The sequence below is a fragment of the Mesorhizobium sp. M0060 genome, assembly GCF_040323155.1.
Lineage (GTDB): Bacteria > Pseudomonadota > Alphaproteobacteria > Rhizobiales > Rhizobiaceae > Mesorhizobium.
The window spans coordinates 170740-193289 of the sequence record NZ_JAMYUP010000006.1; the positions used below are offsets into that span (position 1 = coordinate 170740).

Consider the following 22550-nt stretch of genomic DNA (forward strand, 5'->3'; position numbering starts at 1 on the left):
ACGGCGCCGGATGATGTCTGTTGTCGGCCTGCTCAGCTATAGGGCGAGTAGCATTGCTGGCGCGGCCCGTTATAGGGCTGGAACGTGTTGTCCCAGGCGCGGTACGACCGGTAGCGATTGTAGCACCATTGGACATGCGCGCTGGAAAGCCGCTGTGTCCGGTAGTAGCGCCGCGGTGCGGGGGCATCGTAGTAGTTGTAGTTGTTGTATAGGCTGCCGAGGCCAAGCCCCAGGCCCAGCCCAAGAATCGCGGCGCCGGCACCATCATCGTAGTAACCGCCGCGGTAATGGCGGCGGTGATGGCGCCAACGCCAGCTGTCGTTCCAGTCGCCATTGTCCCAGTGTCTTGAGAAATGACGGCCGCGGAAATTGTTGGACCGCCATCTCCAATCGTTGTCGCCGTGCCATTGCCGAAAGCCGCGATTGCGCCAACGCCAGATCTGCCTGTCGTTGCCGCCTGCCCAATCTTCACGAATTTGCACGATGTCGGCGGCATTGCCCGCCACCGGCAGCAGGGGTTTGGGCATCGGCCCGGCAAGCGAGGGGGCCGAGAGGCCGGCGATCAGACCGAGGGCCATCAGCCCGGATCTGACAGAAGATAAATAGAGCGGTTTCATCGCACTCTCCGAAGATTCAGGCCCCACGCCCAGAATACCCCAGGGAAGGGCCTATTGATGGAACTTTCCATCTGAACGGAAGATGAACAAAAAGGTTCCGTCAACCATGGCGAACGCGCGATCAATCAGAGCCGCCTGATTTCTGCGCCCTTGTTTTCGGGCGCGCTTGCGGGCAAAGGTCAAAGCCATGTCGCTGCGCCTTGCCACCTTCAACGTCGAAAACCTGATGAACAGGTTTGATTATTCCGGATACCGCAATCAGCTCAACGAAGATCGCACGCTGGCGCTTTTCGACATCCAGAGCGAGGCCGAATACAAGATGCTCGAGCAGGCGCGGGCCATCGCGCAGTCCGACGACACCCGGCAGTTGACGGCGCTGGCGATCGCGGCCACCCGCGCCGACATCATCTGCATGCAGGAGGTCGACAATATCGAGGCGCTGAAGGCCTTCGAATATGGCTATCTGTTCAAGATGGTGGGGCAAGGCTACCGGCAGAAATACACCACCGCCGGCAATGATTCGCGCGGCATCGACGTCGCCGTGATGATGCGCAACGAGACCGCGCAGGGCCAGCCGATCGAATTCGTGCGCATGACCAGCTACGCCTATGTCACGTTCGAGCAATTCGGGCTGCACACGCCGGAATTGGCTGCGCTGGGGCATCAGGCCAATGAGCGCGTCTTCCGGCGCGACTGCCTGGAAGTCGATGTGACCGTGGGTGGCGCGCCGTTGACGCTCTATCTCGTGCATTTCAAGTCGATGGGCTCGCCCCGTAACGGCCTCGACGGCCGCGAGGCGACAATGCCGCTGCGCATCGCCGAGGCGCAGGCGGTGCGCCGGATCATCGAGGAGCGCTTCGGCAAGGACCATGCCGCCGACAAGCGCTGGGCAATCTGCGGCGACATGAACGACTACCGGCAGCGCGTGAAGATCACTGGCGATGTTTTCGACGGCCATCGCTTCGAGGTCATCGACGAGACCCGGTCCTGCATCGACGTGCTCACTGCCGGCGGTTTTTGCGAAAACGCGGTCGAGCGGCGGCCGGAAATGGACCGCTGGACTTTCTATCACACGCGCGGACCGGAAGAGCGGCATCTCTGCCAGCTCGACTACATCCTTTTGTCGAGGGCGCTAGCCAGGCAGAACGCCACCGCCGTTCCCGATATCATCCGTAACGGGCAGCCTTGGCGCACCATATTTCCGGCGGGCCAAGAGGTCGAGCGCTTCCCACGCGCCGGGTGGGACCGGCCGAAGGCATCCGACCATTGCCCGGTAGCAATTGCCCTCGGCATGGCGTGAGACAGGCGTGAGTTTCGATCTGCCGCGCAACGTCATCCTGCCGGTCGATGCCATCGACGTCAGGCTCGATCCTGGCCCGCATCCGTTCGAGCGCGATAATGCCGAGGCGATCGCGGCGAACTGGCGGCGTGAGACCGCATCGAAGCCGGCGCTTTTCGACGGCACCGTGGTGCTGCTTTCCGCACTCAGCTATCGCGACAATCGCCTCGTCGGCCACTGCCATGCGGTGCGTTATTCGACCTTCATGCTTTGGCGCAGCAATAGACAGGTGCCTGGCGCCGAACATGCCTACGCGCACGCCATGCTGGTCGCTGGCGACAATGCGCTGGTGGCGATCCGCATGGCGCCGCATACGGTCAATGCCGGGCGCATCTACTTCGCCGCCGGTTCATTCGAGCCAACCGATTTCCGCGACGGCCTTGTCGACGTCGACTTCAACATGATCCGCGAGGTGCGGGAAGAGACCGGCCTCGATCTATCAGGCGCGACACGCGGCAGGCGCTATTACGCCCTGTCGACGGCAAGCGGCACGGTGATCTTTCGCCGCTATCGTGAGACTGCTTCCGCCGACGACCTGGCGCAGCGGATCAGCGCTTTCGTCACCGCCGAGGCAGAGCCGGAAATCGAAGGGCCTGTCATCATCCGCAATGCCGCCGACCTGCCGGACGGGCTGATGCCGCATATGGGGCCGCTGATAGAGTGGCATTTTGCGAGCAGGGATTAGAACATCCGACTCTAACGTCGCGACCTGCCTTCAATGGCCTTGCGGTCGTTGCGGGCAGCGACAAAATACAAGAGCGCGCCGAGACCCAGGAGCGCGCCCATCGCCGTTCCCATCGTCTGTCCAATAACCTGCTGGAAGTCAGGGGTGACGCGATCGGGATTGTCCATCCCATAACGGATCAAATTCCACCAAAGCCCTGCCAAGGCGGCTTCGACGATCACCATCGCCAGAGCCAGTCGCCCTTTCTTGCTCATCCATTATTCCCCCCTTATCCCCAACAGCATTGCTATCATTGCAGATTGTGCCGCGACAAGGGCAGGCTGCATAAAAAATTGGCAGCGTCTGGAGGCGCTCTCTACTCGTGCCTCAGCGCATCGATCGGGTCGAGCCGGGCGCCGCGCAGTGCCGGGAAGAAGCCGAACACCATGCCGATCAGTGCGGAAAAGCCGACGGCAAGCAGGATGACCGCCGGGCTCGGCGCAAACGGGATCGTCAGCGTCACCGAGGCGAGGCCGGCCAGCGCCAGGCCGATCAGGATGCCGATGATGCCGCCAAGCAGCGACAGCACCGTCGCCTCGACCAGGAACTGGATGAGGATGTGCTTTTCGTGGGCGCCGATGGCGAGCCTGATGCCGATCTCGCGCGTGCGCTCGGTGACCGAGACCAGCATGATATTCATGATGCCGATGCCGCCGACGAGCAGGCTGACGCCGGCGACGGCGCCGAGCATGCCGGTCATCGTGGTGGTGGCGCTGGCCATGGCGTCGGCAATCTGGGTCATGTCGCGGATCGAGAAATCATCGTCACGGTCTGGCGTGATGCGGCGCGTGTCGCGCAATATGTCCTCGACGCGCTGCTGCAGCACCGTGGTTGGCGTACGGTCGTCGGCGGCGACATAGATCGATTCGATGTCGCGATTGCCGGCAATGCGACGCTGATAGGCCGCAAGCGGCATCAGCACGACATTGTCCTGGTCTTGACCGAAGCCGGTATAGCCCTTTGGTTCCAGCAGGCCGATGATCTTGCAGGAGGTGCGGTTGACGCGGATGATCTCGCCTTCTGGGTCGCCGGCGCCGAAGAACTGCTGGCGCACCGTCTCGCCGATGAGGCAGACGCCGGTGCCCGAGCGGGTTTCCGAATCGCTGAACGGACGGCCCGAAACCAGCTTCCAGTCGCGCGCATCGAGATAGGCGCTGTCGGTGCCGGTGACGCCCGAGGTCAGGCTTTCGGTGCCGAAAATGACGCGCACCTGTTTTTGCGAGGCCGGCGAGACCGCGCGCGCGCCGTCCAGATGCGCGACAAGTGCTGCAAGATCCTTGTCGCCCAGCGGCCGGACTACCTGGTCGAGCCCTCCCGGTCCGCCGGGCCCGGCCGGGCGGCCGGAACGGATGACGAGCAGGTTGCTGCCGAGCTTGGAGATGTCGGACTTGACCTTCTCGGTGGTGCCCGAGCCGATGGTCAGCATGGCGATGACGGCGGCAACGCCGATGACGATGCCGAGCAGCGTCAAGAACGAGCGCAGCACGTTGCGGCGGATGGAGCGGAGCGAGAGGCGGACGGTTTCCCAGATCATGGCTAGGCCATCTCGAGATTGGCTGTATCCGAGGCGACATGGCCATCGAGGAAACGGATCGTGCGCTGGGCATAGCCGGCAACATCGGCTTCGTGCGTGACCATGGCGATGGTCAGGCCAAGCTCGCTGTTCAGCTGCGTCAGGAGCTCCATGATCTCGTGCGTGCGTGCGGTGTCGAGATTGCCGGTCGGCTCGTCGGCAACGAGCAGCGTCGGCCTGGTGACGATGGCGCGGGCGATCGCCACGCGCTGCTGCTGGCCGCCGGACAGCTCGGCTGGCGTATGATGCTCGCGGCCAACAAGGCCGACCTCGGCAAGTGCCTGCATAGCAAGGCTGCGACGCTCGCGGGCGCGAACGCCGCGGTAGATCAGCGGCAGTTCGACATTCTCCGCCGCCGTAGTGCGCGGCAAGAGATTATAGCCCTGGAAGACGAAGCCCACATAGAGATTGCGCAGCTGAGCACGGCGGTTGCGGTCGAGACGGCCGGCATCGATGCCTTCGAAGCTGTAAGTCCCAGCGGTCGGCGTATCGAGGCAGCCAATGATGTTCATGGCCGTCGATTTGCCGGAACCGGACGGGCCCATGATGGCGACGAATTCGCCGCGCCTGATGGCGAGGTCGACGCCGGCCAGCGCGTGCACCCGGGCTTCGCCGTGCCCATAGCTTTTCCAGACCTTCTCGAAGCCTATGAGGGTGATCGCGCCCGATGCCACGATCAGCTCCGCTGCTGCGAGGCGGTAATGACTTGTGCGCCTTCCTCCAGGCCGGAGACGATCTCGGTCAGTTCTCCGTCTGTCGAGCCGACCCTGACGTTGACCGGATGCGGCCGCCCATTTTCCAGCACGTAGAGTGTGCGCGAGCCGTCGGTGGGCTTCGTCGCCGCCTGGTGCTGGCGGTTGCCGCCGGGGCGTCCCATGCGGCCGGTGAACAGGTCGGTGAGGCTCCAGCCGCGCTCCGCCGTCTGGGCCGGCCGGTAGCGGAAGGCGATCGACGGCACGGTGAGCACGTTCCTGGCCTGCTTGGTGACGACCGAGACGGTGGCTGTCATGCCGGGCCGCAACAGAAGCTCGCTGTTGTCGACATCCAGCCTTGCATCGTAAGTGACGACGCCGTCGGTGGTGACCGAGGCATAGGAGATGTCGCGGATTTCGGCGTCGAACGGCCGTTCCGGGAAGGCATCGACGGTGAAGCGCGCATGCTGGCCGGGTTTGACGGCGCCGATATCGGCCTCGTCGACCGCCGCCTTCAACTCCATGTTCTTCAGATCGGCGGCGATGACGAACAGGACCGGCGCCTGCAGCGAAGAAGCGACCGTCTGGCCTGGATCGACCGAGCGCGTCAGTATGATGCCGTCGATCGGAGCGTAGATGGTGCTCTTGGCAAGATCCGTCTGCTGCGCCTTGAGATCGGCACTGGCCATGGCGAGGTTGGCTTTGGCGATATCGAGCGCCGCCTTCGAGCGGTCGCGCGTGGCGGTTGCCGCTTCGAGCGACTGGTCCGTCGCCATGCCGCGCTTGGTCAGTTGTGCCGCGCGCACCAGCGCCTTTTCGTTTTCGGCCAGGGTCACTGTGGCGTCCTCGACGCTCGCCGCCGCTGCCTTGGCGGAGGCCTGGGCGCGCTCGATCTGCACCTCAAGCTTGGCGGTGTCGAGCGCGGCCAGCACATCGCCCTTCTTCACCAGCTGGTTCTCGTTGACCGAAACCGAGCGGACGACCCCGGAGAGTTCGCTGGAAATATCGACCTGGGTGAGGGGCTGCAGCGTGCCGGTAGCCGAAACCGCGACGGTAAGGTCGGCCATGACGGCCAGTGTCGTGGTATACTCGATCTTGGCGGGCGAGCCCGCATACCACTGGTAGCCGACGACACTCGCGGCGACGGCAAGCAGTGCGAACACTGCGTAAAGCCAACCGCGACGGCGTTTTGTCTTCAGGCCCTGGTGGTCAAGCCCGAGCGCCGTCTCGATGGCGGAAGCGGATTCCGTCTTTGGCAGATTGACAACCTGGTCCACGCCGGACCCCTATGTTCAGTGATATCCCATCAGTGCACAAATCAGGCCTAATGGTTCAAAATTCAAATTAAATTTCGCTCATGTTGGGAATGAGGCAGAGGACTTACTGAGATGCAGCCGCGGAATTACTTGCTTTACGACGTATTCACCACCACCCGGCTGGCCGGCAACCCGCTGGCCGTGGTGCTCGACTGCGACGGGCTGGACGTCGCGGCGATGCAGGCGGTGGCGCGCGAGTTCAACCTGTCCGAAACCGTCTTCGTGCTGCCGCCGGACAATCCGAAGCACCGGGCCCGCATCCGTATCTTCACCCCCGACTATGAAATGCCGTTCGCCGGCCACCCAACCGTCGGCTCGGCGATAGCGCTCGCCGAAATGGCGGGAGAGGCCGCCGGCATCTTCGTGCTCGAGGAGAATATCGGCCCGGTGCGCTGCGCTGTCAGCAAGCACGATGGTTCGACCTTTGCCGAGTTCGACTTGGCGAAACTGCCGGCGCAGCTGGAATTGTCGGCCGATCCCGAGGCGATCGGCGCGGCCCTTGGCCTTGGGCCGCACGAGATCGGCTTCGAGAACCACCGCGTTTCATTCTGGTCGGCGGGCGTGCCCTACGTGACCATCCCCGTCGCCAATCTGGAGGCGGCCGCCCGGATCAGGCTGGACAACCAGGCGTGGTCGGAGCTCGCACCACGCAAGAGCGAATGGGCCTTCGCCAGCCCCTATGTCTATTGCCGCGAGACGGTGCACCATGACAGTGCCTTCCATGTCCGCATGATGGTGCCCGGCAATCCGTCCTACGAAGACCCGGCGACCGGCTCAGCGGCGGCCGCGTTCGCCGGCGCGATGCATTTCGACGGCCCGACCGACGGCGTTTCACAACTGTGGATCGAGCAGGGGCTGGAGATGGGCCGGCCTTCGCGCATTCGCCTCGAACTGAATGTCGAAGGCGGCAAACTGGCGGCCGCCCGCATCGGCGGCCATGCGGTGAAGGTGGCGGAAGGCAGGCTTTTTGTTTGACGACCTCGGCACTTCGGCGATTTGTCGGGAAATGAATACCACGGGGCTGGACATGGCGGATGTCGGCGGCTATATGCCCGCCAACGCCGGTTTTACCGGCCGAGTGGGTGCGTAGCTCAGTTGGTAGAGCAGCTGACTCTTAATCAGCGGGTCCACAGTTCAATCCTGTGCGCACCCACCAAAAATCCCTAGGATTTGGTGGAAAGACTTTAACGAGCTGGGAACGCGAGACGGCGTTTTGCAGGTTTGCACGTATCAGCCAGCTGCGCTCGGCTCGCCCGACTATTGGATGGTGGGCCTCAGATAGGTCAGGATTGCTCGCGTTATGGCTATCACGCCGTCGACGGCATCGAAGTTTGTTTTGCTCTGCCTGCGATCCATTCGAGTTCAGGATGCCTGGGCAGTCGAAGTGCATTGAATAGCGCCTCGCCCGAGAGACCGCCCAGTCCAAAGGATGTAGGTTCATCGTCTGCGTAGTAAGGAAAGTGAAAATCCAGCCGGATAGGCCCACCATATCCAAGCTTTAGTTTCATCCCGACTAGAACCTCGTGGCCAAAAGCATCTTCCATCATGCCCCTAAAGCTGAGGTCACGAAGAAAATAATCGTGTGACGGTCTATCCAGCCCCATGGAACTCCACAGTCTCCACGTGTGTGCTTTTAACTCCTTGTAATTCGTAAATCTTCTTATCTCGGGGGTGAGGCGCGTGGGCAGATCAGCGTAGCCGGTCTCTTCTCTCCACTCCTCAGCGGCGTTGCGAAAATCCTCAAAAATCTGGACGGTTTCTGGATCCGCGGGTTCCTTGGAAAAGTAGCAAATCCGCTTTTGAGAAATCATCTCGCATAGGTCCTCGACCGAATGGCCTGATCGTTCAGCCCAATCCTCCGTGGCCAACATCCATGGTGAACTGTATGTGAGCCCGGCAAAGGCCCCAGCCTTCCGATCGAAATCGCGGACAATTCGCGCATAGATTTCGCGAAGGCCCTGCTTCGGGTCACGAAAAGGATATGGCGGTTCATTCATCGCAGCCATCTGGTCCTCACTTCTCCGAAACACCAGCCTCCGCAAAGCTCGCCATGCGGGCGTGGCATTCGAGCGCTGAACGAACAATGTTGACGGCGAGGCAGGCGCCGGAGCCTTCGCCGAGCCGCATGCCGAGATCGAGCAGCGGCGGCAGTTCAAGCGCTTCGAGCAGGCGGCGATGGCCGGATTCGGCCGAGACGTGGGCTGCCAGCGTGTGGGCGAGGCCAGCGGGGTGCAGCGCTGCCAAGGGTGCCGCGGCGGCGGTGCAGACGAAGCCGTCGAGCAATACCGGCACGCCGAGATGGCGCGCCGCCAGCGTCGCACCAAAGATCGCGGCAAATTCGCGGCCGCCGAGGGCCGCTGCTACCTTCAGGGGATCAGTGAGAGCCTCGGCGTGGCGTTTGAGGCCGGCCTCGATGGCGGTGATCTTGCGCACCAGGCCGGCGTCGTCGACGCCGGTGCCGCGCCCGGTCCATCTTTCCGCGCCGCCGCCGAACAGGGCGGTTGAAATGGCCGCCGCCGGCGTGGTGTTGCCGATGCCCATTTCGCCGAAGCAGACCAGGTCGAGATCCTTGCTGACCGCGTCGTAGCCGGCCGAGACGGCGGACAGGAAGGCGTCGTCGTCCATTGCGGGCTCTTGCGTGAAATCGCCGGTCGGGTGATCGAGGTCGAGCGGGATGATGTCCAGCTCCGCGCCGGCGATGCGGGCAAGCTGGTTGATGGCGGCGCCGCCGCCGGCGAAATTCGCCACCATCTGCACGGTGACTTCCGGGGGGAAGGCCGACACCCCTTGCGCGGTGACGCCGTGATTGCCGGCGAAGACGAAGACCTTGACGCGGTCGAGTTTTGGCATGTCGCGGCCCTGCCAGCACGCCAGCCAGGCGGCAATTGTCTCCAGCCGGCCGAGGCTGCCTTGCGGCTTGGTCAGCGTGTCCTGGCGGCGGGCGACGGCGTTGGCCGCGGCGTCGCTGCCTGCAGGCAGGTCGAGGCAGGCGGCACGCAGTTCATCGAGTGATTTGAAAGGCATGGGGGCAAAATCTCCGAAACAGAGTCAGGATAGGGAAACGGAAGCGACGAGCAGGATCGCGATCTCGCCGAGCTGCTGAAGGGCGCCGACGGTGTCGCCGGTTTGGCCGCCGATCTGGTTGAGGCAAAGCGCGCGGAAGGCGGCGAATAACAGACCGAGCAGGATGAGTGCTGTGAAGGCGCCGCCGAGCCCAAGCGCCAGCAGCGCGACCGCGCTAAGCATGGCACCGATACCAGCGGTTTCGGCGGAAACGGTGCCCGCTTCGGCCGAAAGGCCGTCGCTGCGGGCCGGCGGCAGCAGGTGCATGAAGGCGCCGAGCAGACCGCGCGACGCGGCATGCGCGGTAATGAGGGCCAAGAAGACATGAGCCGGGCCGGCGAGTTCCGAGAGCACGCTCCAGCGGATCAGCAGCGAGACAGCAAGCGCACAAGCGCCGTAGGCACCGATGCGGCTGTCGCGCATGATCTCCAGCTTTCTGTCGCGTGTCTTGCCGCCGCCAAAACCGTCGGCGACATCCGAAAGCCCGTCCTCATGCAGGCAGCCGGTGGCGAGCAAGATCGCCGCAAGGGTCAATGCGGCGGCAGACCCTCCGGCCAGGCCGAGCCTTGTGCCGACGGCGTAGACCAGCGCACCGACGAGAGCGACGGCGAGGCCGGCCACGGGCGCCGCCCAGATCGCGGCGGCAAGGCTGCGGCCGCGGAAGTCGGTTCCGGGCAGCGGCAGCCGGGTGAAGAAGACGAGGCAAAGCGCGACGTCTTCGAGGATCTGCCGTTGCGAGGGGATCTGGAGTTTGAGCATGATCTATTCCGAAAACCGGCTACCACTTTTCGGGATCATGCTCTCGCCCCTCGCAATGGCATGAAAGAACGTGCCGCTGACATTGCCGCGCCGGTAGCCGGAGGGGCCGAGCGGATTGCCTTGACCGTCGGCGAGGTCGGCCAGCGGCTCGTCATTGCCAGTCGCGATCATCTGCGCGTAGTGGAATTCGTGGCCGCGGATCAGCGTGCCTTGGCTGCCGAGCGGACACTCGGAACGCAGCCGTGCCTCTCGGTAGCCGAGGTTCATCTTGCGCTTGGCGAAGCTGGCCGAATGGCCGAGCAGGCCAAGCATCAGATGCGTCTCGCCCGATGCGTCCTCGAGCGCCTCGCCGAGCACCATGAAGCCGCCGCACTCGCCATGCACCGGCCGCGTGGCGGCGAACCTCGCCATGCCCGCCCTGAAATTCGCGGCGGCGGCGAGGCGGCCGGCGTGGAGCTCGGGATAGCCGCCGGGCAGCCAGCAGACATCGCAATTGTCGCCGGGCGCTTCATCGGCGAGCGGCGAGAATGGGACGATCTCGGCGCCGGCCTTGCGCCAATGCGCGGCGACATGCGGATAGAGGAAGGTAAAGGCGGCGTCCTCGGCCAACGCAATGCGTTGGCCTGGCGGCGGCAGCGCGTCGCCGAAGTTGCCGGGCGCCGGCGTGAAAGGGGCCGCCAGCGCCATGATCGCGTCGAGGTCGAGCGAGCGCTCGACCATGTCGGCCAGGCGGTCGAGATGCGCCATCAGATTCTCATATTCGCCGGCCTGGACGAGGCCGAGATGGCGCTCGGGCAGGTTGAGCGAGGGATCGCGCAGGATGGCGCCGACGACGGGCAGGCCGAGCGCTTCGATGGCATCGCCGCAAAGCCGGCGATGGCGCTCGCTGCCCAGCCGGTTGAGCACGACGCCGGCCATGCGCACATCCGGATCGTAGGTGGCAAAACCCTTGGCGACGGCCGCCGCCGTGGTCGACTGACCGGAGACGTCGAGCACCAGCAGCACCGGCAGGGCGTAGAGCCGGGCGAGGTCGGCCGCCGAGCCAGTACGGCCTGGAGCAGCAGGGATCCCGTCGAACAAGCCCATGGCGCTTTCGAGGAAGATGAAGTCGGCGTCCTCGGTCGCTTCGCCGGCCAGCGCGTTGAGCAGTGCGGGCGGCATCGCCCAGCTGTCCAGATTGACGCCGGACAAGCCCGTGGCGGCGGTGTGGAAGCCGGGATCGATATAGTCGGGGCCGGATTTGGCGCCGCGTACTTTCAGGCCACGCCGGGCGAGGGCGCGCAAAATGCCGATGGTGACGCTGGTCTTGCCCGAGCCCGAGCGCGGCGCGCCGATGATGATCGCGCGGGTCATGGCTCACCCGCCAGTGCAGCGCGCATCGCGACGATGCCGCCAATGACAATCAGCGCCGGCGAGGTCAAGCCGGCTGCCGCCGCTTCCTCGGCAATGGTCGCGAGCGTGGCGATGACGATCCGTTCCTGCGGTGTCGTCGCAGCGACGATCACCGCGGCGGGCGTCGAAGGCGCCAGTCCGCCCTCGAGCAGCGAGGCGGCGATCAGCGGCAGATTGGCCATGCCCATATAGATGACCACCGGCTGGCCGGTACGGGCGATGGCCGCCCAGTCGAGATCGTCATCGGTGCCGGCGGCATGGCCGGTCGCCAGAATAAGCGCCTTGTTGATGCCGCGCATCGTGCCGGGAATGCCGGTGGCAGCCAGCGCGCTGAGGCCGGACGTCAGGCCAGGCAGAATGCGGAATGGGATGGTTTCCCCTGCCAGCGCCAGCGCCTCTTCGCCGCCACGCCCGAAAACATAGGGATCGCCGCCCTTCAGTCGGACGACGCGCCGTCCCTCGCGCGCCAGCCGGACCAGCAGATCGGTGATGTCGTCCTGCTTCATCGATGGCTTGCCACCGCGCTTGCCGGCATAGAACAGTTCCGCGCCCTCGGCGACGGCGACGACTTCGGGCGAGACCAGCGCATCATAGACCAGCGCGTCGCACTGTCCGAGGGCGGCCAGCACTTCCAGCGTCAGGCAGCCGGGATCACCGGGGCCGGCGCCGGCCAGCCAGACATGGCCGGGCTCCAGCTTGCGCGGCTTGAAGTTCAGCCGGGCGAGCGCCTGCTCGACCGTGTTGGTTTCGTTTCTGTTGCCGCCGCCGCTCACAATCTGTCCCGCCCGCGAAAACGCCGCTGGTAGTGGGCGTCGTAAAGTGAACTTTCGCCAAAGTCTTCCGCCGCCAGCGAGCGGCCGACGAAGATGATCGCCGTGCGCTCCATCGGGTCGGCAGCCAATTGCGCTTCAATTGTCGCCAGCGTGCCGGTCAGCACGCGTTCGTCCGGCCAGGAGGCGCGGAAGACGACCGCGACCGGACAGTCGGCGCCGTAGTAGGGCGTCAGCTCGGCGACCACACGGTCGACGGCATGGATGGCGAGGTGGATTGCGAGCGTGGCGCCGGTGCGGCCGAAGCCGGCCAGGGTTTCGCCGGGCGGCATTTTCGAGGCGCGGCCGGAGATGCGGGTCAGCACCAGGCTTTGCGCGACTTCTGGAATGGTCAGCTCGCGGCGCAGCGCTGCCGCCGCGGCGGCGAAGGACGGCACGCCTGGCGTCAGCGTATAAGGGATACCATGCTTCTCCAGCCGGCGGATCTGCTCGGCAACTGCGCTCCATACCGAAAGATCGCCGGAATGCAGGCGGGCGACATCATGGCCGGCCTCGTGAGCTGCCAGATATTCCGCCTCGATCTCGTCGAGCGACATCGGCGCGGTGTCGATCAACCTCGTTCCGGGCGCGCAGTGCTGCAACAGCTCCGGCGCGACGATCGATCCGGCATAGAGGCAGACCGGACAGCTCGCCAGCAGCCTGCTGCCGCGCAAGGTGATCAGGTCGGCAGCACCTGGACCGGCGCCGATGAAATGGACGGTCATGCCGCGTCTCCGCTGATGGCGATGGCGCAGGTGACAGGACCGAGCACGGTGCGCGGCCCGAGCAGTTTCGCGCCTTTGCCGGCAGCAGCAAGCGCGGAGGCTTCGGAAACCGACGGCGTGCCGGCATGCGCCTGCGACAGGTCGGAATTGCTGGTTGTCTGGGACGATACGGCTTCGAGCTCGTCCTCTTCGATAACGATCACCGGAAGGCGGAGTTGTCGTCCGGCGGCGGAGATTGCGTTTTCGTCACGCTTGAGAGAAGCGGTGGCGAGTGCCGAAAGCGCCGTCAGCGCCAATCCGTGCGCTTCCAGCGCGGTTTCTATCGCGGCTAGCACGTCTCTTGCGCTGACGCCTTTGCGGCTGCCGATGCCCGCGACCATCATGGCTTGATCCAGCTCCATTGGGTGACCGGCATAGCCGGCCGCCAGGCCTGCATCGAACCAACTGGCGAAGCACGGGACATGGCGATGCGGGTGAGCTCGCCGCCGAGCGCGGCGTGACGGGAAAGCAGCAGCGCCTCCATCTCCAGCGTAACGGCGTTTGCGACGAGGCGGCCGCCGGCGGACAAGGCATCGATCGCGCCGTCCAGCACGCCGGCATCGCTGCCGCCACCGCCGATGAAGATCGCAGCCGGCGTTTCCAGTCCGGCAAGAGCCTGCGGTGCCGCACCTTTGACGACGGCGAGACCGGGAACCCCGCAGGCAGCAGCGTTGCGCCGGATGCGGGCGGCGCGGGCCGGATCGGCCTCAACGGCTATGGCGCGCATGGAGGGATGGGCCAGCATCCACTCGATGCCGATCGAGCCTGAGCCAGCCCCGATATCCCACAGCAATTCGCCGCGCCTGGGGGCGAGGGCGGACAGGGTGATGGCGCGGATCTCGCGCTTGGTGATCTGGCCGTCATGCTCGAACAAATGATCGGCAAGGCCCGCCGTCAGCGGCAGGATGCGTGCTTGCGGAGTCGAATCAACTTCGATCGCGAGCACGTTGAGCGGATTGATCTTTTCAAGATCGAAGGCGTCGGCCCGAGCTGTGCGCAGTCCTTCATTCGGCCCGCCCTGCGCCTCCAGCACGGTCAGCCGCGACGCGCCGAAGCCGAGCTCGGTCATGAGACGGGCAATCGCTCCCGGCGCATCGCCGTCCGAGGTCAGCGCGAGAATGCGAATGGCGGGATGCAGCAAAGGCCGGATCAGGTCGAGCGGGCAGCCATGCAGCGAGACGGTCTCGACATCCTGCAGCGCCCAGCCCAGGCGGGAAGCGGCCAGCGAGAAGGCCGAGGGCGCGGGGATCACCCGCATATCCTCCACCGCCACCTTGCGGGCTAGAGTGACGCCGACACCGTGGAAGAACGGATTGCCGGAGGCCAGCACACAGACGCGTCTGCCGGCGAGCGCCAGCACGTCGCGCATCTCGGCATCGAAAGGGGCCGGCCAGGCGCGCGCTTCACCTTTGACGAGCGAGGCGACAAGGGCAAGGTGGCGTTTGCCGCCGAAGACGAATTCCGCCTCTGCAATCAACCGCTTGGCCTCGTCGCCGACACCCGCTACACCGTCCTCGCCGATGCCGACGATCGTGAGCCATTTTGGAGTGAGCACGGCGGCGCGCGATTGAGCTTCAGCAGGCATGATGACCCACCGCATTCTGATCCTCGGCGGAACCACCGAAGCCCGGCAACTGGCCGGAAAGCTGGCCGCGCGCACGGATATCTCGATCACGCTGTCGCTGGCGGGCCGCACCGAAAACCCTGTCGCGCAAGGGGTGCCGGTGCGGGTCGGCGGCTTTGGCGGCGTCGACGGGCTGGCGGCGTATCTCAGCGAAACACGCATTGACCTGCTGATTGACGCCACGCATCCCTATGCGGCGCAAATCTCCGCCAATGCGGCGGAGGCGGCGCGCCGATCCGGCGTGCCGATCATGGCGCTTAGACGCCCAGGCTGGGAGAGGGTCGAAGGCGACCGCTGGGTCCTGGTCGATACCGTTGTCGATGCAGTCAAAGCGCTGGGACCGATGCCGCGCCGCGTGTTGCTGGCGCTCGGCCGGCAAGAAGTCGCCGCCTTTGAGGCCGCACCTCAGCATCATTATGTCATCCGCAGCGTCGATCCTGTTGAACCGGAACTCGCGGTGCCGAATGCGGCGTACCTGCAGGCGCGCGGGCCATTCCCGGAGGCGGACGAACAGGCTCTGCTTCAGGAACATCACATAGATGTCGTCGTTTCCAAGAACAGCGGCGGCGAGGCGACCTACGGCAAGATCGCGGCAGCGCGGGCGCTGGGTCTTGAGGTGGTCATGATCCGCAGGCCGGCGCTGCCGGACGTTGCGTCGGCTGACACCGTCGAAGTCCTTGCCGCGATGGTCGATCATGTCCTCGAGCCCGCTGCCGAACGCGGCGTATAGACCAGGACCTGCCGCTCGCCGCGCTTGATGATTCGGGTTTCCGGCGAGCCGATGATGATGCAGGTCGCCATGTCGGCTCTTTGCGCGTCGACGTCCGCCAGCAGGAAAACCTCGATGCGCTCGTCGGGGCGGCCGGCGGCGCGGCCGAAGATGACCGGCGTGGTGCCGGGCAGGATCGCGGCAAGGCATTCGAAGGCGCGGCCTAGCTGCCAGGGGCGCGCCTTGCTGATCGGATTATACAGCGCGATGACGAAGCCGGCGCCGGCCGCAGCCAACAGGCGCAGTTCGATCAGTTCCCACGGCTTCAGATTGTCGGACAGCGAGATGGCGCAGAAATCATGGCCGAGCGGCGCGCCGATGCGGGCGGCGACGGCGAGCATGGCGGTGATGCCGGGCACGATGGCGATGTCGACCGCGCACCATTCGGCCGGCCCTGCCTCGATCGCCTCACAGACGGCCGCCGCCATGGCGAACACGCCGGGGTCGCCGCCCGATACGACCGCAACCTCGTGGCCTTCGGCGGCCTTCAGCAGCGCGTCCCTGGAACGGGCGAGTTCCTCGCGATTGTCGGAGGCGACACGAATCTGGTCCGGGCGCAGCTCGAGCCGGTCGAGATAGGGCTTGTAGCCGTAGAAGAATTTTGCCTCGGCAACGGCGCGGCTTGCTTCCGGCGTCATCTGGTCGGCATTGCCGGGCCCGAGGCCGATGACGGTCAGGCGGCCGCTCATACCCCCGCCTCCATCAATGCTTCGGGACGGCCGGACCAGCCGGCCACCAGCACGATGGCGAAATAGGGCGCCTGGTCGTCCTGCTTGTCGGCAAGCCGCATCGAGACGCCGCCGGGCATGGTGCCGCGTTCCACGTAGATTGCCCGAGCCAGCTTGTCGGTGGCTTCCAGTGCGCGCCGGATCTTGGGCAGGTTGCGGCCGACCTTCATGATCACGGCGGCATCGGTATCGGCGAGGCGGCGGGTCAGCTCGAATTCGCTCATTGTGCCGGGCAGCACGGTCAGCACGTCGTCGCCCTGGACGATCGGCAGACCGGTTGCCGACCAGCAGCCGGACATGGCGGTGATGCCGGGAATGACTTCGGTCGGGAAGCGGTGCGCCAGCCTGATGTGGAGATGCATGTAGGAGCCGTAGAAAAGCGGGTCGCCTTCCGAAAGCACCGCGACCATCCTGCCGGCGCTGAGGTGCGCGGCGACCTTTTCGGCCGATTCCTCGTAGAAATCGGTGATCTGCGAGCGGTAATCGCTGTGATCCTTGTTAATTTCGGTGGTCACTGGATAAAGCAGCGGCAACTCTATCAAATCAGGGCGAAAATGGACGCCGACGATGGCGCGCGCATTGCTGTTGTTGCCGCGCTTGGCGAAATGCGCAACGACATCGGCCTCGGCCAGCGCGCGCACCGCCTTCAGCGTCAAAAGTTCGGGGTCGCCGGGACCGGTGCCGACGCCGACCAGTCGACCTTTTGCGATCGCGTTCATAGGCCCGGCCTCGCCAAAGCGTTGAGGGCTGCGGCGGTCATGGCGCTGCCGCCGAGCCTGCCGCGCACGATGGCGTAGGGCACGCCATAGGAATTTTCGGCCAGCGCAGCCTTCGATTCGGCGGCACCGACGAAACCGACCGGCATGCCGATGATTGCCGCTGGCTTGGGCGCGCCGTCGCGCAGCCTTTCCAGCAGATAAAACAGGGCGGTCGGCGCATTGCCGATGGCGACGACCGAACCACCCATGCGCTCACCCCACAGGTCGATGGCCGCGGCCGAGCGGGTGTTGCCGATCCTTTTCGCGATATCGGCGGTCCGGGGATCGCGCAGCGTGCAGATCACCTCGTTGCCGGCCGGCAGCCGGGCACGGGTGACGCCATGCGAGACCATCTGAGCGTCGCAGAAGATCGGCGCGCCGGCCCCCAGCGCCGTGCGCGCGGCGGCTACGAAATCGCTCGAGAAAACGAAGTGCCTGCAAGCCTCGACCTGGCCGCATGCATGGATCATGCGGATAGCGACGTCGGCCTCGGCCTCGGAAAAGCGCGACAGGTCGGCCTCGGCGCGGATGATGGCGAAAGAGCGCTCATAGATCGCCGTACCATCATGGATGTAGTCGTAGGCGATGGAGTTCTGGGCGGGCATGCTCATTCCTGTCGGTAGATTTCGGTGATGCCGGCCGTGCCAAGCCTTGCCAGGCAGGCAGCAGTGGTTTCGCCGGGATATCGTGCGCTGCGGATTGCCGTTGCAACGCGGCCGATGCCGTGCGCGACGTCGTAGCCCGGCCTGTATCCGGCGGGCAGTGCCTTTGCCGTCCCGTCCACGACAAGTCCGGCTCCGTTTTCGCCGCCGACCAATGTCAGTGCCGCCGGACCGGGATGGGCGCAGCCCTTGGCGCAGCCGGAGATGTGCAGCGTCAAGGAAGAATCGAGGATGTCGCGGTTTTCCACGGCGATGGTCTCGGCGATTTCGCGCGTCGCGATGCGGCCGGAGGCACAAGCCGGTGCGCCGGGGCAGGCGGCGATCCTGGTGCGCGGATCGGCAGCGTCGATGACGAAGCCGAGGGTTGCGGCGGCTTGCTGAAGCAGCAGGCAGGCGGCTGGCGCAAGGCCAAGGAAAAGCAGCGCGCGCTGCGGCGCCGAGCGGACTTCGGTTGCGCCAAGGGTGAGGGCACTCTGCACGAGAGCGATGATTTGGTCCGCCGGCATGCTGCCGAAGGGCAGGCCGATGCCGAGGGCGGTTCCGGCTGCAGCCAAGTCGAAAACTCCGATGGGCCGGCGATCCGTCGCGCCCCCCTCTGTCCTGCCGGACATCTCCCCCACTTGGGGGGAGATCGGCAGCTTCGCCGGCGGCTCACCCTTAGCATCCTTTGCGATTGGCGAAAGCTGAGACGAGGGCGCAATCTCCCCCCCTGTGGGGGAGATGTCCGGCAGGACAGAGGGGGGCGCGACGGAACGCCAATTTGCCAGAGATCTCAGCTGTCTCTCCGTCAAATCCCGCGCATGGGCATCGCGGCCTTTTTCGGCAATCATCCTTAGAATGGCGAGGGCGATGTCACAGGCCGCATCTTCCTCGCCCACGGCGAGCGGCGTCGCACCCTGTGCATCTCCGGCGACGGACACGCGCCATCGAGTTCCCTCGTGCTTCCGCGTGGCGACCAACCTGACATCGGCGCTCACCGTACCTATGCCAAGCTGACCGCCACCATCGACAACGACCGAAACCTTCGGCCCGAGGCGTTGCGTCAGCCCGGCCGCCTCGATGGTTTTGCGAATCCGCTCCGCCAGCGGGCGCGGGTCGGCGATCTCTTCGGGGTCGAGCCCCGCAAGTGGGCCGGTCTCGACCGGCACGCCGATGCGCACCGCGATGCCTAGCGCATCGACCTCCGTCGCCAGCAGCCGGGCGCTTTCGGGCGTCAGGCCGCGTATTTGCAGGCTGCCGCGGGCGGTCACTTCCATGATGCCGTTGCCCTGCCGCAGAGCCGATTCACCGAGTCTGATCAACGACTTCGGCGACAATCCTCCAGCAATCGGGCCTCCAGCAATGGGGTTGAGCCGCACCAGCAGCCCGTCGCCGGTTTCCATCGGCGCCGACAAAGCGGGGCAGGCGCCGCGGCGGGAGAAGGCGTTCATGCCGCCACCCCCAGCGCTTGCGCTTCGGCAATCAGTGCCGCGAGATCGTTATCGATTGAATTGCGCAGCGGATGCCAGAGACCGCGCCGCCGTGCCGACAATAAGCGCTCGGCGATGACTTTCGCCGCCACCGGGTTCTCGCGCAGTATGAAGGCGCGGACCACGGGGTCGCCGAGATAGGCGTCGTGCACGGCTTCGATCAGCGTGCCTGATATGGCATTTGTGGTTTCGGCAAAACCGACCAGCCGGTCGACGGTCTCGGCGAATTCCGAGGCGCCGCGCGGCCCGTGCCGCATCTGGCCGGCGATGAAGCGTGGATTGACGGCACGCGCCCGCACGACGCGCGACACGGCCTCGCTCACCGAGCGTGGCTTTGGCTTTTGCGGGTCCGTGGTGTCGAGGACGATGACGTCGGCGTTCTTGCCGAGTGTTGCAAGGGCTGCCGAAAAGCCGCCGATGAAGGCGACATCGGCCGAGCCTTCGAGGATGTCGCGGCCGGGATCGTCGCCGGTGTGGACGAGAAGGTCGGCCTCGGCGATGCGGCCCTCGAACGCGCCGGGTACCGAAACCCCTTCGCCCTCTGCGCCGCCATAGGCATGCGAGGTGGCGTCGAGATAGGCGCGGCCGATCTCTTCGCGCCCCGCCCAGTCGCCGCTCGACAATAAGTCCTCGACGCCGGCGCCGTAGGTGCCGGGCGAGGTGCCGAAAATGCGTGGGCTGATCTTGCCGTCGGCGCGAGTCTTGGCGGCAAGCGGGTTTTCCGACGCGTCCTCGTCGCGGGCGGCGACGGCGTTGGCTGCAGCGTCGATCAGCGCGATCTGGGTCGGGAACATGTCGCGGAACAGGCCTGAAATGCGCCAGGTGACGTCAACACGCGGGCGGCCGAGCGCTGCCGGCGGCAGCACCTCGATGCCGGTGACGCGGCCGGTGACGGAATCCCATTGCGGCCGGCAGCCCATCAGCGCCAGGCCTTGCGCGATCTCTTCGCCACCGGTGCGCAGCGAGGCCGAGCCCCAGAGATCGATAACCAGCGAGCGCGGCCAGTCGCCATGCGATTGCATGTAGCCGCGCAAGACCTCGTCGGCCGCCGCCCTGCCGAGATCGAAGGATGTCGGCGTCGGCATGGTGCGCGGGTCGGCGGTGAACAAATTGCGGCCGGTGGGCAGCACATCGCGCCGGCCACGCGCCGGCGCGCCAGCGGGACCGGCGGGGACGTGGCGGCCGTCGAGGGCGGCAAGCAGTGCGGCTTGCTCGGCTGCCGCGCTTTGCCGCCGCAGTGGATCGGCCTCGCCATTGGGCGAGCGGCCGTAGATGTGCAGGCCGTCCTTGATGGCGAAATCCTTGAGATCGCAGAGCCAGGCGTCGATGCGACGCAGCGCTTCGTCGGGGGCGTCGGTTCCGGCGACACCCGCCTCGGACGCGAGCCCGGTCGTTTGGGCGGTTTCGACGATCAGCTTCGCCAGCCGGTCGCGGCGGCGGCGGTCGAGCCCGTCGGCCTGGGCATATTCGTCGACCAGTCGTTCAAGCCTGTGCTGGTTTTCGTCCAGCCCGGCGCCGGTCAGCGGCGGCGGCAGATGGCCAAGCGTGACGGCGGCAATGCGCCGCTTGGCTTGTGCTGCCTCGCCTGGGTTGGAGACGATGAAGGGATAAATGACGGGCAGGGCGCCGGTGACGATCTCGGGAAAACAGGCTTCGCTAAGCGCGACGGTTTTGCCGGGCAGCCATTCCAGCGTGCCATGCGCACCGACATGGACGAGGGCATGGACGCCGAGGGACTTGCGCAGCCAGAGACCAAAAGCGATAAGCGCATGGCGCGGCGGCAGCGTCGGGTCGTGATAGTCGGCACGGCGGTCGGCCGAACGCCCGCGATCGGGAGCCAGCGCCACGGTGACGTTGCCGAAGGTGGCTGCGCGGAAGGGGAATTTTGCCGTAGGCGCTTGAACACCCCCCTCGCGCAAACCTGTCTCATCTTCAGCCTTCCCCCAAGCCGCCTCCACCGCAGTGATTGCCGCCGTCGGCAATTCTGTGGAGAAGGCCAGATAGTCCGCCAGACCCAATTCTTCGCCGCCGCGCTCCAGCACCTCAAGCAACTCACGCGGCGTTTGCGGAATTCCTTCAACGGCGTAGCCCTGCTCTCTCAGGTCATGCAGCATCGCCAGCACGCTGGACGGCACGTCGAGGCCAACGGCGTAGCCGGTGCGGCCGGGGGCGCTCGGATAATCGGGGATCAGGATGGCGAGCTTGCGTTCGGCGCGCGGCGTGCGCTGCAGGCGCACGAAGGCTTCGACACGGTTCGCCACCTGCGCCACGCGGTCCGGCTCCGGCCGGTTGGCGAGGGCGCGGAAGGCCAATGCGGGATCGGTCTCGCTTTCGCTCTTGAACGAAATGGCGCCGGCGAGGATGCGGCCGTCGAGTTCCGGCAGGACGACATGCATGGCGAGGTCGGCGGGCGCAAGGCCTCGCTGATTGTTTTGCCAAGTGTCGCGGCGTGTCGTCGCGACGATCACCTGGAACACCGGCACGCCGGCGCGGTCGAATAGGGTTTCGACGCCGGGCTCGGCGCCCGAGGCGAAGGCGGTCGCGGTGATGATTGCGGCAGGCTTCAACGATGCAAGCACGGTCTCGACGAAGGCGAGCGACGCGGGGTCCTTGAGGCTGGAGACGAAGATCGGCACGGGAACCATGCCGCGCGCTGTCAGCGCTTCAAAAAGCGCGTCGATGGGCGCGACATCGGCGGCGAGCAGCATCGAACGGTAGAAGAGGATTGGGATGACGGGGGCGACCTCTCCCTCCCCCTCGAGGGGAGGGTGGCCCGCAGGGCCGGGTGGGGTCGTTGCGGAAGTGCTCGACGCTTTCTGTTGGCGCGCTTCAAAGTGTTGGCACGCTTCAGAGAGGACCCTACCCCCGGCCTGCGGCCGGACCCTCCCCTCGAGGGGGAGGGGAACGTCGCGCTGTACGACGCCTAGTCCTGGTTGATAGTAGCCGACTTTCGGCACGCTGACCGGTTCGGCGACAGCCGCGTCTTGCCCCGCCAGTCGCGCCAGCCTCTGCACCAGCGCCGTCATATTTGCCGGGCCGCCTTCGCGGAAATAGTCGAGCAATCCATCGAGCTCTTCGCGCGGCAACGTCGAGCATTCGATCAGCCGCAAATCCTCGTCGCGGCATTCGCCGGGCAGCAGCGCCAGTTTTATGCCGCGCGCCCGGGCGGTCGAGGCAAGCTGGCCGCAGCCATAGCGCCACCACTCATAGCCGCCGAGGATGCGGACCAGGATAACCTTGGCGTGCCGGGCAACGCTGTCGATCCACAGGTCTACGGACATCGGATGGCGCAGATCGCGCAAGGCCGCGAGCCGCATCGACGGCAAGCGATCCGCATCTGCCTTCCACGCCGCCGCCAACCCTGCCAGGTCGCTGTCGGTGAAGGACAGCGCCACGACATCCGCAGGCGTTTGCCTGAGATCAACAGGCTCGGCGAGATCGTCGAGCGAGGCGGATGTGGTGGTGAGGATGTGCATCGCGGTTCGTGCTTTG

The 22550-nt window shown here is 65.7% G+C and carries 23 protein-coding genes and 1 tRNA gene; 5 read left to right on the forward strand and 19 right to left on the reverse strand.

Annotated features, from left to right (window positions below; translation table 11 throughout):
* Positions 1-32: 32 nt before the first annotated feature.
* Positions 33-617 carry a BA14K family protein gene (locus NKJ94_RS09130; protein WP_352524424.1) on the reverse strand — a complete coding sequence of 195 codons (585 nt, stop codon included), beginning with the start codon at positions 615-617 and terminating at the stop codon, positions 33-35.
* Positions 618-668: 51 nt separating this feature from the next.
* A complete protein-coding gene (locus NKJ94_RS09135) occupies positions 669-806 on the reverse strand; it encodes a hypothetical protein (protein WP_352524426.1) in 138 nt (45 codons plus the stop codon).
* On the opposite strand from NKJ94_RS09135, the gene NKJ94_RS09140 reads away from it, so the two are divergent.
* Both NKJ94_RS09140 and NKJ94_RS09145 read left to right on the forward strand, forming a co-directional pair.
* On the forward strand, positions 805-1917 hold the full coding sequence (locus tag NKJ94_RS09140) for an endonuclease/exonuclease/phosphatase family protein (protein ID WP_352524427.1): 1113 nt from the start codon (positions 805-807) through the stop codon (positions 1915-1917). The two genes, NKJ94_RS09135 and NKJ94_RS09140, sit on opposite strands and share 2 nt — an antisense overlap.
* 7 nt (positions 1918-1924) lie before the next feature.
* Positions 1925-2641, forward strand: coding sequence for a hypothetical protein (locus NKJ94_RS09145; protein ID WP_352524428.1), 717 nt, complete (start codon positions 1925-1927; stop codon positions 2639-2641).
* Positions 2642-2652: 11 nt separating this feature from the next.
* Here NKJ94_RS09145 and NKJ94_RS09150 read toward each other — a convergent pair whose 3' ends face one another.
* The 4 genes from NKJ94_RS09150 to NKJ94_RS09165 all read right to left on the reverse strand — a co-directional run bounded on the left by NKJ94_RS09150 (position 2653) and on the right by NKJ94_RS09165 (position 6222).
* Complete coding sequence (locus tag NKJ94_RS09150) at positions 2653-2895, reverse strand: hypothetical protein (protein ID WP_352524430.1); 243 nt, start codon at positions 2893-2895, stop codon at positions 2653-2655.
* A 101-nt stretch (positions 2896-2996) separates the two neighbouring features.
* Positions 2997-4214, reverse strand: coding sequence for an ABC transporter permease (locus tag NKJ94_RS09155; RefSeq protein WP_352524432.1), 1218 nt, complete (start codon positions 4212-4214; stop codon positions 2997-2999).
* Positions 4215-4216: 2 nt separating this feature from the next.
* Positions 4217-4927, reverse strand: a complete 711-nt coding sequence (locus NKJ94_RS09160; RefSeq protein WP_352524433.1) for an ABC transporter ATP-binding protein — start codon at positions 4925-4927, stop codon at positions 4217-4219.
* A gap of 2 nt (positions 4928-4929) precedes the next feature.
* Positions 4930-6222: an efflux RND transporter periplasmic adaptor subunit gene (locus NKJ94_RS09165; RefSeq protein ID WP_352524434.1), complete on the reverse strand. Its 1293-nt coding sequence runs from the start codon at positions 6220-6222 to the stop codon at positions 4930-4932.
* Positions 6223-6333: 111 nt separating this feature from the next.
* Between NKJ94_RS09165 and NKJ94_RS09170 the strand changes: the two genes are divergently transcribed.
* Positions 6334-7236, forward strand: coding sequence for a PhzF family phenazine biosynthesis protein (locus NKJ94_RS09170; RefSeq protein ID WP_352524435.1), 903 nt, complete (start codon positions 6334-6336; stop codon positions 7234-7236).
* Positions 7237-7341: 105 nt separating this feature from the next.
* Positions 7342-7417, forward strand: a tRNA-Lys gene (locus NKJ94_RS09175).
* A 151-nt stretch (positions 7418-7568) separates the two neighbouring features.
* Here the strand turns inward: NKJ94_RS09175 and NKJ94_RS09180 are convergent.
* The 8 genes from NKJ94_RS09180 to cbiE are packed head-to-tail and all read right to left on the reverse strand — an operon-like array spanning position 7569 to position 14633.
* Positions 7569-8267 carry a hypothetical protein gene (locus NKJ94_RS09180; protein WP_352524436.1) on the reverse strand — a complete coding sequence of 233 codons (699 nt, stop codon included), beginning with the start codon at positions 8265-8267 and terminating at the stop codon, positions 7569-7571.
* 7 nt (positions 8268-8274) lie between these two features.
* A complete protein-coding gene (gene cobT, locus NKJ94_RS09185) occupies positions 8275-9285 on the reverse strand; it encodes a nicotinate-nucleotide--dimethylbenzimidazole phosphoribosyltransferase (protein WP_352524437.1) in 1011 nt (336 codons plus the stop codon).
* 24 nt (positions 9286-9309) lie between these two features.
* The gene (gene cobS / locus NKJ94_RS09190) at positions 9310-10083 is read right to left on the reverse strand and encodes an adenosylcobinamide-GDP ribazoletransferase (protein ID WP_352524438.1); all 774 of its coding nucleotides are present in this window, start codon (positions 10081-10083) and stop codon (positions 9310-9312) included.
* A 3-nt stretch (positions 10084-10086) separates the two neighbouring features.
* Positions 10087-11436, reverse strand: a complete 1350-nt coding sequence (locus tag NKJ94_RS09195) for a cobyrinic acid a,c-diamide synthase CobB (RefSeq protein ID WP_352524439.1) — start codon at positions 11434-11436, stop codon at positions 10087-10089.
* Complete coding sequence (gene cobA, locus NKJ94_RS09200) at positions 11433-12248, reverse strand: uroporphyrinogen-III C-methyltransferase (RefSeq protein ID WP_352524440.1); 816 nt, start codon at positions 12246-12248, stop codon at positions 11433-11435. The genes NKJ94_RS09195 and cobA overlap by 4 nt, the downstream gene beginning before the upstream one ends.
* Positions 12245-13009, reverse strand: a complete 765-nt coding sequence (cobM, locus tag NKJ94_RS09205; protein ID WP_352524441.1) for a precorrin-4 C(11)-methyltransferase — start codon at positions 13007-13009, stop codon at positions 12245-12247. The genes cobA and cobM overlap by 4 nt, the downstream gene beginning before the upstream one ends.
* The gene (locus NKJ94_RS09210; RefSeq protein ID WP_352524442.1) at positions 13006-13392 is read right to left on the reverse strand and encodes a cobalamin biosynthesis protein; all 387 of its coding nucleotides are present in this window, start codon (positions 13390-13392) and stop codon (positions 13006-13008) included. The genes cobM and NKJ94_RS09210 overlap by 4 nt, the downstream gene beginning before the upstream one ends.
* Entirely contained in the window at positions 13389-14633 is a 1245-nt protein-coding gene (cbiE, locus tag NKJ94_RS09215) for a precorrin-6y C5,15-methyltransferase (decarboxylating) subunit CbiE (RefSeq protein WP_352524443.1), read from the reverse strand. The genes NKJ94_RS09210 and cbiE overlap by 4 nt, the downstream gene beginning before the upstream one ends.
* Position 14634: 1 nt before the next feature.
* On the opposite strand from cbiE, the gene NKJ94_RS09220 reads away from it, so the two are divergent.
* Complete coding sequence (locus tag NKJ94_RS09220; RefSeq protein WP_352524482.1) at positions 14635-15402, forward strand: cobalt-precorrin-6A reductase; 768 nt, start codon at positions 14635-14637, stop codon at positions 15400-15402.
* On the opposite strand, the gene NKJ94_RS09225 is transcribed toward NKJ94_RS09220, so the two are convergent.
* From NKJ94_RS09225 to cobN, 5 genes are read right to left on the reverse strand one after another with little or no spacing between them, the layout of a single operon-like run.
* Entirely contained in the window at positions 15366-16130 is a 765-nt protein-coding gene (locus tag NKJ94_RS09225; protein WP_352524445.1) for a precorrin-3B C(17)-methyltransferase, read from the reverse strand. The genes NKJ94_RS09220 and NKJ94_RS09225 overlap by 37 nt on opposite strands.
* Positions 16127-16888, reverse strand: coding sequence for a precorrin-2 C(20)-methyltransferase (locus tag NKJ94_RS09230; protein WP_352524446.1), 762 nt, complete (start codon positions 16886-16888; stop codon positions 16127-16129). Before NKJ94_RS09230 ends, NKJ94_RS09225 begins: the two co-directional genes overlap by 4 nt.
* A complete protein-coding gene (locus tag NKJ94_RS09235) occupies positions 16885-17538 on the reverse strand; it encodes a precorrin-8X methylmutase (RefSeq protein WP_352524447.1) in 654 nt (217 codons plus the stop codon). The genes NKJ94_RS09230 and NKJ94_RS09235 overlap by 4 nt, the downstream gene beginning before the upstream one ends.
* Positions 17535-19019, reverse strand: coding sequence for a precorrin-3B synthase (gene cobG / locus NKJ94_RS09240; protein ID WP_352524448.1), 1485 nt, complete (start codon positions 19017-19019; stop codon positions 17535-17537). The genes NKJ94_RS09235 and cobG overlap by 4 nt, the downstream gene beginning before the upstream one ends.
* A complete protein-coding gene (cobN, locus tag NKJ94_RS09245; protein ID WP_352524450.1) occupies positions 19016-22534 on the reverse strand; it encodes a cobaltochelatase subunit CobN in 3519 nt (1172 codons plus the stop codon). Before cobN ends, cobG begins: the two co-directional genes overlap by 4 nt.
* Between the last annotated feature and the right edge of the window lie 16 nt (positions 22535-22550).